The sequence below is a fragment of the Microbulbifer sp. HZ11 genome (assembly GCF_000708675.1).
In the GTDB taxonomy this organism is placed as follows: Bacteria; Pseudomonadota; Gammaproteobacteria; order Pseudomonadales; family Cellvibrionaceae; genus Microbulbifer.
The window spans coordinates 582,169-594,507 of record NZ_JELR01000001.1 but is presented as its reverse complement, the minus strand read 5'-3'; the positions used below and the strand labels follow the sequence as shown (position 1 = coordinate 594,507).

General features: G+C 55.3%; 9 protein-coding genes. 3 read left to right on the top strand and 6 right to left on the bottom strand.

The genetic code is table 11. The features are described from left to right. Positions 1-28 precede the first annotated feature (28 nt). Together AU11_RS02585 and ppsA are read right to left on the bottom strand one after the other, a co-directional pair. On the bottom strand, positions 29-718 hold the full coding sequence (locus tag AU11_RS02585; RefSeq protein WP_081847891.1) for a L,D-transpeptidase: 690 nt from the start codon (positions 716-718) through the stop codon (positions 29-31). Positions 719-1,135: 417 nt separating this feature from the next. Next, a complete protein-coding gene (ppsA, locus tag AU11_RS02580) occupies positions 1,136-3,514 on the bottom strand; it encodes a phosphoenolpyruvate synthase (RefSeq protein ID WP_043316207.1) in 2,379 nt (792 codons plus the stop codon). Between the two features lie 278 nt (positions 3,515-3,792). Between ppsA and AU11_RS02575 the strand changes: the two genes are divergently transcribed. The 3 genes from AU11_RS02575 to AU11_RS02565 all read left to right on the top strand — a co-directional run bounded on the left by AU11_RS02575 (position 3,793) and on the right by AU11_RS02565 (position 6,616). Next, the gene (locus tag AU11_RS02575; RefSeq protein ID WP_051686888.1) at positions 3,793-4,662 is read left to right on the top strand and encodes a pyruvate, water dikinase regulatory protein; all 870 of its coding nucleotides are present in this window, start codon (positions 3,793-3,795) and stop codon (positions 4,660-4,662) included. 172 nt (positions 4,663-4,834) lie between these two features. Further along, positions 4,835-6,169, top strand: a complete 1,335-nt coding sequence (gene pabB, locus AU11_RS02570) for an aminodeoxychorismate synthase component I (protein ID WP_051686887.1) — start codon at positions 4,835-4,837, stop codon at positions 6,167-6,169. 171 nt (positions 6,170-6,340) lie between these two features. Then, positions 6,341-6,616 (top strand): hypothetical protein, encoded by a 276-nt coding sequence (locus AU11_RS02565; RefSeq protein WP_043316204.1) that lies wholly within the window; start codon positions 6,341-6,343, stop codon positions 6,614-6,616. A 219-nt stretch (positions 6,617-6,835) separates the two neighbouring features. Here the strand turns inward: AU11_RS02565 and cysB are convergent, their stop codons facing one another. From cysB to AU11_RS02545, 4 genes are all read right to left on the bottom strand, one after another. Beyond that, on the bottom strand, positions 6,836-7,810 hold the full coding sequence (gene cysB, locus AU11_RS02560; RefSeq protein WP_043316202.1) for an HTH-type transcriptional regulator CysB: 975 nt from the start codon (positions 7,808-7,810) through the stop codon (positions 6,836-6,838). Positions 7,811-8,058: 248 nt separating this feature from the next. Beyond that, a complete protein-coding gene (locus AU11_RS02555; RefSeq protein ID WP_043316199.1) occupies positions 8,059-8,964 on the bottom strand; it encodes a 5'-nucleotidase in 906 nt (301 codons plus the stop codon). Positions 8,965-8,973: 9 nt separating this feature from the next. Next, on the bottom strand, positions 8,974-9,654 hold the full coding sequence (locus AU11_RS02550) for a TetR/AcrR family transcriptional regulator (protein WP_231491478.1): 681 nt from the start codon (positions 9,652-9,654) through the stop codon (positions 8,974-8,976). A gap of 114 nt (positions 9,655-9,768) precedes the next feature. Further along, a complete protein-coding gene (locus AU11_RS02545) occupies positions 9,769-12,138 on the bottom strand; it encodes a TonB-dependent receptor (RefSeq protein WP_081847890.1) in 2,370 nt (789 codons plus the stop codon). Between the last annotated feature and the right edge of the window lie 201 nt (positions 12,139-12,339).

Genomic DNA, 12,339 nt, shown 5'->3' with positions numbered 1-12,339 from the left:
GGTGCGGATTGCCAATAGGGAATGCAACTCAGTAACTGACCGTTACAGGCATACCGACACGTGAATACTGATAAAACTTACGCGCCATGTGCGGCGGCATACGCACACAACCGTGTGACGCCGGATAGCGGGGAACATGGCCGGAAGCATGCAGACCTACCCCGCCATTGAAGCGGATATAGTGGTTCATTTTCGCTCCACGATAATAGGTTCCCGCCGGGCGGCGATGCTTGCGCGTATCAACATCTGCCTTGACGACACGGCCCGTGCTCCGGTCCACATAGCTACCATAAATACTTGAGCGGTGATTGGGACGCTTGGCTAATACACGAAATTTCCCGGGACTGGTACGGAAACCCTGTTTACCGGAAGAAATCAGTGATACGCCGACCAACTTGCCGCCTTTGTAGAAGTACGCCTTCTGTTCACTGAGATTGATACGAATGGACGGTGCACCGGAAGAACTCGCCGCAGCCTGATCGTCAAACCAGTTTCCTCCGTTGTGCGCCTCGGCGAGTGTCGGCCAGAGGCTCCCTAGCAGTGTCGCGGCGAACAGCAACGCGGCAGCTACAAAGCGGCGCGAGACGCCCGCTGAAATTCGCTCGGTTGCCCCTGCTTCAACGGCCACACCCCCCCCGGAATGTTCTAGCGTGTATTGCCCGTCTTGCGCGCGGGTGAAAGGCTCTTCATTGGGAGAGAACAGGAAACGTCTAAGCATGATGGCACCTCGGTCAGTACTTCAATAGAAGGTTTTCTCGGTGAATAACAGCAATCGAAGCCTCCGCAGATCACCGCATTACTGCGCTGCTTTGTACGGAAGCTTGTTCGATTTTATTGATCGTACTTGCCGTGCTTAGATTGATTTAATAGAGCTTTTGCCGGTTTTATGGAATTTGGCAATGCACTTAGACTGCGATAAACGTCGCCACAAGCCCGTGGGGTCGGTTTCGCCGAAGTCCATTTCGTCCGATGTGGCGTCAACGTGGAAATATTTCCTAATTACAGGCAAAAAAAAAGCGACCAATTCGGTCGCTTTATCGTGCTCAGGCCGCGAAAACCGGGTCTGATAAGTACTTATCTCGCCATTGCGCGCATTCTTTGCGTGCAAATAAGGTTAGTCAGGGGCATAACCCTCCTACTTCGACTCATCCGCGCTTCGCTGATTGGCGAGATACAGCCAGGTATCCACTGCGGTATCCGGATTCAAGGAAACACTGTCAATTCCTTCGTCCATCAGCCACTGAGCGAAATCTTTGTGGTCCGAGGGACCCTGCCCGCATATCCCCACATACTTTCCAGCTTTTTTACAGGCCTGAATCGCACGAGACAGGAGCATTTTCACCGCCGGGTCACGCTCATCGAACAGTTCTGCCACCAGTCCGGAATCCCGATCCAGCCCCAGAGTAAGCTGAGTCAGATCGTTGGAGCCGATGGAGAATCCATCAAAATACTGCAGGAAATCTTCTGCCAGCAGGGCATTGGACGGGAGCTCACACATCATGATGATCTTGAGGCCATTCTCTCCGCGCTTCAGCCCATTTTCTTCCAATAACGCCACAACCTGGCGGGCTTCATCTGGCGTGCGCACGAAAGGCACCATGATCTCCACATTGGTGAGTCCCATTTCGTCTCGAACTTTTTTCAGCGCCTTGCATTCCAGGGCAAAGCAGTGACGGAAGTCTTTGGAGCGATAGCGCGCAGCACCGCGAAAACCGAGCATCGGGTTTTCCTCGCTAGGCTCGTACATCTGGCCGCCCAACAGGTGAGCGTACTCATTGGACTTGAAGTCCGACAGCCGCACAATAGTGCGATTCGGCGCAAACGCGGCGGCCAAGGTGGAAATACCCTCGACCAGCTTTTCGACAATAAAATCTTCCGGCGAGGCGTAACCGCCAATGCGGTTGCGGATATTCTGTTGCAGGTCCTGTGGCAGCCGGTCCAGCTCCAGCAGTGCCTTCGGGTGAATTCCGATCATACGGTTAAGAATGAATTCCAGACGCGCCAGTCCGACACCCTGATTCGGCAAATTGCTGAAAGCAAAGGCACGGTCCGGATTCCCCACGTTCAGCATAATCTTGAAAGGCAGATCGGGCATATCGGTCACTTCGGTGAGGGAACGCTCGAAATCCAGCTGACCGGACATTACGAAGCCGGTATCACCTTCTGCACAAGTTACGGTGACCGGGGTCCCGGTCGACAGTTTCTCGGTGGCGTCACCACAGCCAACGACCGCGGGAATACCGAGTTCCCGGGCGATAATCGCCGCGTGACAGGTGCGGCCGCCGCGGTTGGTAACGATCGCACTGGCCTTTTTCAGTACTGGCTCCCAATCCGGGTCAGTCATATCGGTTACCAGGACGTCGCCGTCCTGCATCTTGGCCATGTCCTCTACCGAGTCGAGTACGCGCACAGGGCCGGCTCCGATACGCTGGCCAATGGCACGGCCCTCGCAAAGGATGTCGCCACGCTCCTGCAGCTTATAGCGCTCGATACTGGTACCGGTATCTCGCGAGCGTACGGTTTCCGGGCGTGCCTGCACGATAAACAGCTTGCCGGAATCGCCATCTTTCGCCCATTCGATATCCATCGGGCGCTGGTAGTGCGCCTCGATCTTGCGCGCCTGATTGGCTAGCTCGGTGAGCTCCTCATCGGTCAGGGCAAAACGCAGGCGATCCACTTCCGGTACCTGTACGGTTTTGACCGAGCGGCCGCATTCGCCACTCGCGTCGTATATCATTTTGATGGCTTTACTGCCGCGATTACGGCGCAGTATTGCAGGGCGTTTGGCCTCGAGCGCAGGCTTGTACAGATAAAACTCGTCAGGGTTCACCGCACCCTGCACTACGGTCTCTCCGAGACCGTACGCGGCGGTTACAAAAATCACGTCGCGGAAGCCGCTCTCGGTATCCAGTGTAAACATGACCCCAGAGGCGCCTGTTTCACTGCGAACCATATGTTGGATGCCAGCCGACAGGTAAACACCTACATCCGCGTATCCCGTGTGTACGCGATAGGCAATAGCGCGATCGTTGTACAGGGATGCAAAAACTTCCCGAACGGCCTGGAGAACCGCGTCGATCCCGCGAATATTCAGGAAAGTTTCCTGCTGTCCAGCAAAGGAAGCATCCGGCAGATCTTCCGCGGTGGCGGAAGAGCGTACGGCAACGGCGGTCTCACCGCCCCCCAGGGCCTCATACCCTGCGCGTATCTCTTTCTCCAGCCCCGCCGGAAATGGCGTGTCCAGCAGCCACTGACGAATTTCTTCACCGGCGGCAGCCAGTGCGGTTACATCGTCGACATCCAGTTCCTGCAAGCGCTCGGCGATGCGGGTATCCAGTCCTGCAGAGGACAGGAATTCACGAAAAGCTTCGGCAGTAGTGGCAAACCCGCCCGGTACGCTGACGCCGGCACCTGACAGGGAGGAAATCATCTCACCCAGGGATGCGTTCTTACCGCCGACCTTGTCGACGTCCGCCATGCCCAGCTTCGCGAACTCGATAGTGTAAGTGGTCAATGGATTGCCCTCTGCAACTTCTGTATTGGCGGCAGATTATAAGGAAGGGTTTTGTAAATAATACCCCGCAAACGTCGGTGAAATGGTCGCTTTTCTGTTGTAATTTTTCTACAAACGCACTTTCTGGATGACCGCCCCCAGACGATTCGCGAACATTGAGTCTTTGGTAACTTCAACCGCTTTGTCTTGGATTCGTAAATCACCCTACGAGTTTTTTGGTATTGTTGAACTTGGCGATTTCACGATTACTCTCTATACAACCATCAAGCGACCTGCCCATGAATCAACCTACCCGTTTCGGTACCTGCTCCACATTTGATACCCACCCGCCAAAGCGCACTGCCTTTTTTATTTCCGATGGGACGGGCCTCACGGTAGAGGGAATCGGGCACAGCCTATTGGCGCAATTTCCCGACCACCAGGTGGAACAGGTGACTGTCCCCTACGTAGATTCTGAAGCCCGGGTCAAACAGGTACTGCAAAGAATCGAACAGGCCGCCGAAGAGTCCGGGCTACAACCCATTATCATCACCAGTATTGTTTCGGATCATATCCGCGGGCAACTGCACCAGAGCTCGGCGCTGATGCTGGATGTTTTTGAAAGCTATCTCGCACCTCTGGCGAATCTGTTTGGGTCCGCGCCCAATCGATCCGTCGGGGTTTCACACGGTATAGCAGACAACAGCCGCTATACGGCCCGTATCGATGCCGTGCACTATGCCATGGACAATGACGATGGCCGTCGCACCCGCGAATTCGAAAGTGCCGATATTATTCTTGTCGGGGTATCACGCTCGGGTAAAACACCAACTTGTCTCTATCTGGCCCTGCAATTCGGCCTGCGCGCAGCCAACTACCCCATCACAGAAGAAGACATGGACAGTACATCCCTACCAAAAATCCTGCGCCCCTTTCAGCACAAATTGTTCGGCCTCACAATTGACCCCCGGCGCCTGATGAGCATTCGTCAGGAGCGACGTGCGAATAGCCGCTATGCCTCACCGGAACAGTGTGAGTTTGAGGTGCGTCAGGTTGAACAGATGCTGCGCCGAGCACAGATCCCTTTCTTGGACGCCACCGAGCTCTCCGTCGAGGAGCTCGCCACACGCCTGATGTCTCAGGCAGGAATTGAGCGCAGAATCAGCTAACTTTTGTCAATGGCGACAAAAAATACTCCGATTGCGCACCCGCTTGACCGCTGCCATTCCCGTTCGTTGGGCTAAACAGGCAAATTGGAGTAAAGTAGCGCCACCCAAGGGGCCGCCCCGGACAGATCCTTGCGTCCGGGGTGTTCATTCCGCGTGAAGTTTGGTTGACGTTTTGCAGATCATTTCCCTGCCCTATTCCCGCAATATCGGCGCGGCACTAGCCGTGCTGGCCGACCTCCCATACCCGGTCTGGCTGGATTCCGGCCTCGCGACCGCGCGCGGGGGGCGTTTCGACATCATAAGCGCAGATCCAATCGCTACCCTGACACTTTCCTCCAGTGATTCAGCACCATTCGCGGATCTTGATGACCTTGTGTGCGAGCTGGCGCCACAGGAGGCTGACCAGCAGATACCCTTCTGCGGTGGTGCTATCGGCTACGCCGGATACGAGCTAGGAGCCAGGGGGAACTTCCTGTCCGCAGATGAGCGTCCCTCACCGCTACCCGCCGGCTTCTTCGGCCTGTACAGCTGGGCAGTGATCGCCGACCATCAACTGGGCAGTGCGCATCTGGTGTTCCACCCGGCCTGTACCGATAGCCAGAAACGGGATCTGCGCCAACGCTTTGAAACAGTCGCTTGGGATGCACCGGCAGCACACAACGACTCGTTTCATCTGACAAGCCGGTTTCAGCATGAGTTCACCGCAAAGGAATATGCCAGACGCATTGCCCGTATTCTGGAATACATACAGGCCGGCGACATTTACCAGGCCAACTTTACCCAGCGGTTTCTCGCAGAATTCGAAGGGAACCCACTAACCGCATATATGGCATTACGGGAAGTCGCTGCTGGGCCGTTTTCCGCATTTCTGACGGTCCCCGGAGGGGCGATCCTCAGCCTATCACCGGAGCGATTTATCCTGCAGGATGGACGCTTCCTACAAACCGAACCGATCAAGGGCACCCTTCCTCGGGCCATTGATGCGGTAGAAGACGCGGCATTCGCTAGACGCTTGCAGGAAAGTGTAAAGGATCGGGCGGAAAACCTGATGATCGTGGACTTACTGCGCAATGATTTCGGGAAAGTCTGCCAGCGTGGCAGCGTGCGTGTCCCTAACCTGTTTGAACTACAGAGTTTTGCGAATGTGCATCACCTGGTAAGCACCATTACCGGTCAGGTTCCCGACACACTGGAGTTCGCAGACGTAATCCACGCATGCTTTCCCGGTGGTTCAATTACCGGTGCCCCCAAGCGCCGCGCCATGGAAATCATTCGTGAACTTGAATTGAGCCCGCGCGGGGTGTATTGCGGGAGTATCGGTTATCTGAGCAGCTGCGGCCGAGCCGATACCAATATTGCCATTCGCACCCTCACCGCCAGCAATGGTGAAATAAGCTGCGCGGCAGGCGGTGGCATTGTGGCGGACTCCATTCCCGAAGCGGAACACCAGGAGTGCCTGGATAAGGTGCGCATCCTGCTTGAAACACTCGAATCGCGATTTCATTGACTTTCTTGCTTAAGGTGAAATCGCAGTTATATCGCTATCGCCCTTCGGTATTTCCCTGATACCTGTTTCCTTGCTAGATTCCGCGCCATTCACTGGTAATACCATAAAAGCGACTCGGTCCGGCCCAAGACTGCCAGTCCGGATCCGGCTTACAGTATAAGGTTATGTGCAATGCGAATTACCCTGGTAAAGAAAATCCTCGCTGACGGCTCCCCTTGTGGTAAATGCCGAGACGTGGAGGAAAAGCTGAAGGAAAACGATCAGGAAAAATATCTGGATGAGACGTTGATTGCCGACGAGCGCGACCCGGAGAGTCCAGGTATGCAGCTGGCACAACGCCTGAACGTCCAGCGCGCGCCATTTTTTGTCGTAGAGGAAGAAGGCAGAGAACCGGAGGTTTATACCGTGTATTTCAAATTTGCCAAGGAAGTACTCAAGAACCTGTAATGTATTCAGCGCGATAACGCGCAAAGCCGGGGCGGAAATGATGGGTGCCGGTTTGCCCGAGGTTGATTCGGACTGCGCCCGCACCCTGCAAGGCAACTGCGATCTCCCAAATACCGTTTTGGCACCGCCATAAATGGCGGTGCGGAGCGCAAGGTGCGGTGAAATGGATTTACGGCGATTGAAGCGTTAGAGAACCGACTCGGAGCCGGCAGATTTCAATCAATAGACCGGTAGATCTATATGGGAAAAGAGCTCATCCACTTCCGCACGGGAGGACGCCTGGGCCGCCTGATCGATCAACTCACGGGTAAGGTGCGGCGCGAACTGCTGAATAAATTCGTACATAAAGCCACGTAGAAAAATCCCCTTCCGGAAACCGATTTTCGTTACGCTGGACTCGAACAGTTCGCTTGCGTCCAGCGCCACCAGATCACTATCCTCATCTTCCACTGCCGCCATATCGGCGACAATGCCGATACCCAACCCAAGGCGCACATAAGTCTTGATCACATCGGCATCCGCCGCGGTGAACACCACTTTGGGCGACAGCCCTTTTTCGAGGAAGGCCTCATCGAGTTTCGAGCGTCCGGTGAACCCAAACACATAAGTGACAATCGGATACCTGGCGACGTCTTCCAGAGTCAGCTTGGACAATTGTGCGAGCTCGTGGCCCTTGGGGACCAGAATACAGCGGTTCCAGCGGTATACCGGCATCATCACGAGATCGCTGAACAATTCCAGCGCCTCGGTGGCAATGGCGAAATCCGCGGTGCCATCTGCGGCCATTTCTGAGATTTGCATCGGAGTGCCCTGATGCATATGCAGGGACACTTCCGGATAGCGGGCAATAAAAGCCTTGATTACCGTGGGCAGCGCGTAGCGCGCCTGGGTGTGGGTGGTAGCGATGGCGAGACTGCCACGCTTGTCGTTGCTGAACTCCTGCGCTACCTGTTTGATATTCTCAACCTTGCGCATTATTTCGCCAGCGGTCTTGAGGATCGCCTCACCGGCCGGCGTTACGCGGGTCAGATGCTTGCCACTGCGGGCGAAAATCTCGACACCCAGCTCATCTTCCAGCAATCGAATCTGCTTGCTGATTCCAGGCTGAGAAGTAAACAGACTCTGTGCGGTGGCCGACACATTGAGGTCGTGATGAGCAACTTCCCAGATATATCGCAACTGCTGCAGCTTCATAGCCTCTCCCTGTCCATTGCTGGCAATTTGTGCAAAACAATCGGCCCGATCAATTTTGCGCCAGCGATTGGTTATAAAAACTCTGCGACTTTATGCGGGAAAAGCATAGCAGCGAAAGTTACAGCGGGCCAACAGAACGTGATATGCACATCAGAAATGCGAGCAAATAGTTACGAAAAGTGACCCGCAGTGGTGAGATATGTGCCGCTTATGGAAATTTGGCGGGAATATATTCTAGTCAAAGGCGGTTAGTTGCCCTGATTGGCTATGCCGTGGGGCACGTGCCCGGTAGCGACATGGGCGGCGGCGGATGCACAGTGGGTCGGCTGATCATCAAAAAACACGTCTGCCCCGAATGCACGGAGGAACTCACCTTTGGGTAGTCCGCCGAGAAACATGGATTCATCGATGCGGATATTCCATGCACGCAGGGTGCGAATCACCCGCTCGTGCGCGGGCGCGGAACGCGCGGTGACCAGAGCGGTACGGATGGGACAGTTCTCCGGTGAGAACTCCCCCTGAAGATGTTGCAGCGCCTCGAGAAACCCTTTGAACGGGCCTCCCTGCAGCGGCTTTTTCGCAGATGCGCGCTCGGCGTTGGCAAAAGCGGCCAAGCCATCGCGCTTGAAAATCTGCTCCGCCTCGTCGGAAAACAGGACGGCATCACCATCAAATGCAAAACGCAGTACTTCATCGCCCCGCTGTCGGGCACCACCCGGGATCAGTGTCGCCGCGGCAATCCCCTGCTCCAGCGCCCGCCGCACATCCTCACCGTCGGTGGAGAGGAACAGATGACACCCAAAGGGAGCAATATACCGATAGGGGCTGCCACCATTACAAAAGGCCGCGCGACTGATGCTCAGGCCGTAATGTTCGATAGAGTTGAAGACCCGAAGGCCGGTATCAGCGCTGTTGCGTGATAATAGAATCACCTCGACGCGGGGTTCACCGGAAAGCCGTTCATTGATCTGCAAAAACTTTTCCACCAGGGAAAAGGCTTCGCCCTTGGGCAGAATGTCATTTTCACGCTCAATCTGATACGCAGAAAACGCATCGACGCCCTGCTCTTCAAATATCTGGTGACTTTCCCGCAGGTCAAATAACGCCCGCGAGGAAATGGCAATGATCAGCTTGTTGGGTTTCGTACTATTCACAAAGCCACCTCAAGGTGCTTCTACATCGTCCAGACCAGAGGGGAATTCATCATTGCGATGCGGCTCAAGCAGCACCATCAGCATATTGAGCAGATCTTCCCGCGTCCGTTCAGAGCGCACACCAACCTGATTGACCACCACCAGTAACATGGCGTGGCAGGTCTCCAGGGTGGCGCGCGCCAGGCGATTGGTTTCATTGGCAGGGCAGGTAAAGCCCAGGCGGCGGAACATATCCATCAGATGGTTGATGACAAGCTCATCGTGGCGCTCGTCCAACTCGTGCAGTTCCGGTACCCCCCACATCGCCTGAACGAGAGGAAGCAGGCCCCGCTGCTCGCGGTAGACAGATACCCAGCGTGTAAGCAGGTCATCGAGAAATTCCCGCAGGCTGAGCTGCTCCAGATCACTGGCCGCAAGCTCGTTCAGGCGCTCGGTAAGGCTCGCCAGCCACTGCTCGCCCATGGCATACAGAATGGCATGTTTGTTGGGGAAATAGTGATAGACCGACCCAACCGAGACACCGAGCTCTTTGGCGATCAGGATGGTAGTGAGATCATTCAGACCCACCCGCTCTAGAAGCTGGCCAGTGGTATCCAGGATCTGACGGGCACGCTCGCGGGCCCGGGCCTGTACCGGCTCTCTTCGTGGCGACAACTGGTTTCTGCGGCGATTCTGTTCTGCGCTCGACACTTCCGAATTCCCTACTTGTGACAGTCCTTTTTAACACAATTGGGGCAGTGGCTCACTAAAAAAGGCCGGCATCGCTGCCGACCTTTCGCCCATCCTGTGAGATGAGTTTTGGTATCAGAACCGGTAATCTACACTGACGCCAGCCACTCGACCGCGAGAAGGGTCGGTCTGGGTGGCGGGCAGGTTGTAATCTGCCGCCGCATAGCCCCAGTGGTAGTACTCCTCCCCGGTCAGGTTTTCCACGTAGATACCGGCAGTGAGATTCTCGCTCGGCGCGGTAATGGAAGCGCGAAGATTAACCACGCCACGGCTGTCGAGTTTTACTTCCTCGGTATTTGCCAGGTCGGCAAACTGTTCGCCAGTGAAGTTGTATTCACCGGTCAGCGCCAGGGAACCAAAGCCCAGATCCGTGGTATAGGTCAGTGCGGTAGCCGAGGAAAATTCAGGCGCAAAGGCCATCTGATTACCATCACAATCTTCGCACAGCTCTTCTGGTGCGCCAGTGAAATCGGTGTTCATCCAGGCAACACCCATATAGAGATCGAGGTTATCGGTAATCAGCCAGCGCGCGTCGACTTCCAGCCCTTGCCCCTCACTCTCACCGACGTTGCGGGTCACAGCAGCCGCGCCGATAAAGAAGGCCTGCTGCAGGTCTTCGTAGGTGTACTGAAATGCAGCCGCATTCAGGTGCAGGCGATTGTCCAGCAAGCGCGCCTTCACGCCCAACTCATAGGAAAGTACCTGCTCTTCATCGAAACTGTTGGGCTCTGCATTGCTGCTATCGACAGTCCACTCATATTCCTCCAGCCAGGCGTCTTCGTCTTGTGCAAACGCCGGGTCTGTGACCCGATAGGTCAGGTAGTCAAAGCCACCGGATTTATAACCGGTAGCAACGCTCGCATAAGCGGTGATGTTATCCGAGAAGTCGTGGTTCAGGGTGGCACGGCCGGATACGTTGCTCCAGGTATCGTCGCCAGTGATTGGTCCGTCGGTGAACATGGCCTGATAGTTCCAGCCGCCGGTCCAGGTGTCTGGCCACGGAGAATCCACGGTATATATTTTGCGGTCCTGGGTGTATCGAACGCCCAACCCAAGGCTCGTGACATCGCTCAGATCAAAGGTGGTGTTCGCGAACACCCCCCACCCGCTGTACTCGCCGCGGGTATAGGACTCCTCGATGGACATGCCATCGCCCACGGAGACACCACCGGGAATGACCATGCCCGCTGTCGGTGCGTATTCCCAGGGGTCACCACCGGTCCAGAATGCATCATCCATTTCTTCTGGGTAAGCCAGCGCCAGCTCCGCACAGGTCATGGAGGAGTCTACATCCAGCTCGTAATCCACTTCCATGGCACCAGCGCAGATAAAGTCCTCTGCATCGACGCCGGCGAAGTAGGCATCCAGGTCTTCCTGGTAATAGCTCGCACCCAAGACCCAATTAAACGGACCGTTGTTATCCGAGGTCAGACGAAATTCCTGACTGAAAAAATCTCCAGTCTGATCGCGCACGAAGGTGTCGATGGTATCCGCAGTACCGTCAAAGTCTTCGATATAAGTGTAATTATGTGTTTTGTAGCCAGTGATGGAGGTAAACGTGAGAGCGTCCATCTGGTGCTCAATGGTGAGGATTGCATCACCGATTTCCGATTGGTCTACGCCTTGCTGGTCGTTGTAGACTTCATCGAAGTCGCTGTCGGTACCCAGTGCCCGGTAGATAGTGCCGTCACTGATTCGATCTTCATACTGACCAAGAAAGGTTACGGTGGTGTTCTCGATTCCGTCGTACACCGCAGTAAAGCGCATGGCATCCACTTCACTGGCGCCTAGCTTGCGGCCACCGGACAGGTTTTTCACATGCCCTTCTTCTTCCTGATGAACTCCGGCAATACGCACAGCAAAATCTTCGCTGACCGGCATGTCCAGGGCGCCTTCGAAGTCCAGGCGGCCATATTGACCGGCGCTGACTGACACCTCCCCTGCAAAGGCCTCTCCGGGCTTTTGCGTCGTCATGGAAATAGCGCCAGAAGCCGTATTCCGACCAAACAGCGTACCCTGTGGCCCCTTCACCACCTCGACCCGTTCGAGATCGTACATGGTGGGCGCCGCACCGGAGCGACTTTGGTAAACGCCTTCCAGAAATATCCCCAGGGCCGGATCACTACCCGAGCCAAAGCCGTTATTGTTCACACCGCGAACGGAAACAGAGTCGAAAAAGCCATCCGTAGTTTCACCAGAGATTCCCGGTGTTATGGCAAATAGATCTTTAAAGTCACTGAGGTTCGCACTCTTGATGGTATCGCCGGTAAAAGCGCTGACCGACATTGGGACGTCTTTCAGCGATTCGGCGCGCATTTGCGCGGTGACGGTTACTTCTTCGATCTCGGCTGCCGTGGCGCCACTGCTAACAGTGAAAATCATTGCGCCGATAGTGGTAGCCAGCAGGTTTTTTTTGGCCATGAACGACCGGTCTGATAGCGTCATCGTAACTCCCCGTGGGTTATTTTTATCGGGTTTGTGTCCAGTGATACCGCTTAGGACGGCCCCAGTAATCAAACTGCTCGGTCTGTTATTCCACAAACCGAACAATTATTCAACTTTATTTTTTGACCCCGAAAACCACTGGAAACACGGTGCCGCAACACCGGGACACCGGCGCTGTCGATGAAGCCGCGAACTGTAGAC

Bases quoted from the DNA above. Each gene is read 5' to 3' on its own strand.
- AU11_RS02575 (WP_051686888.1), top strand. From the start codon at position 3,793: ATGAATCAACCTACCCGTTTCGGTACCTGCTCCACATTTGATACCCAC.
- AU11_RS02585 (WP_081847891.1), bottom strand. From the start codon at position 718: ATGCTTAGACGTTTCCTGTTCTCTCCCAATGAAGAGCCTTTCACCCGC.
- AU11_RS02565 (WP_043316204.1), top strand. From the start codon at position 6,341: ATGCGAATTACCCTGGTAAAGAAAATCCTCGCTGACGGCTCCCCTTGT.
- cysB (WP_043316202.1), bottom strand. From the start codon at position 7,810: ATGAAGCTGCAGCAGTTGCGATATATCTGGGAAGTTGCTCATCACGAC.
- AU11_RS02545 (WP_081847890.1), bottom strand. From the start codon at position 12,138: ATGACGCTATCAGACCGGTCGTTCATGGCCAAAAAAAACCTGCTGGCT.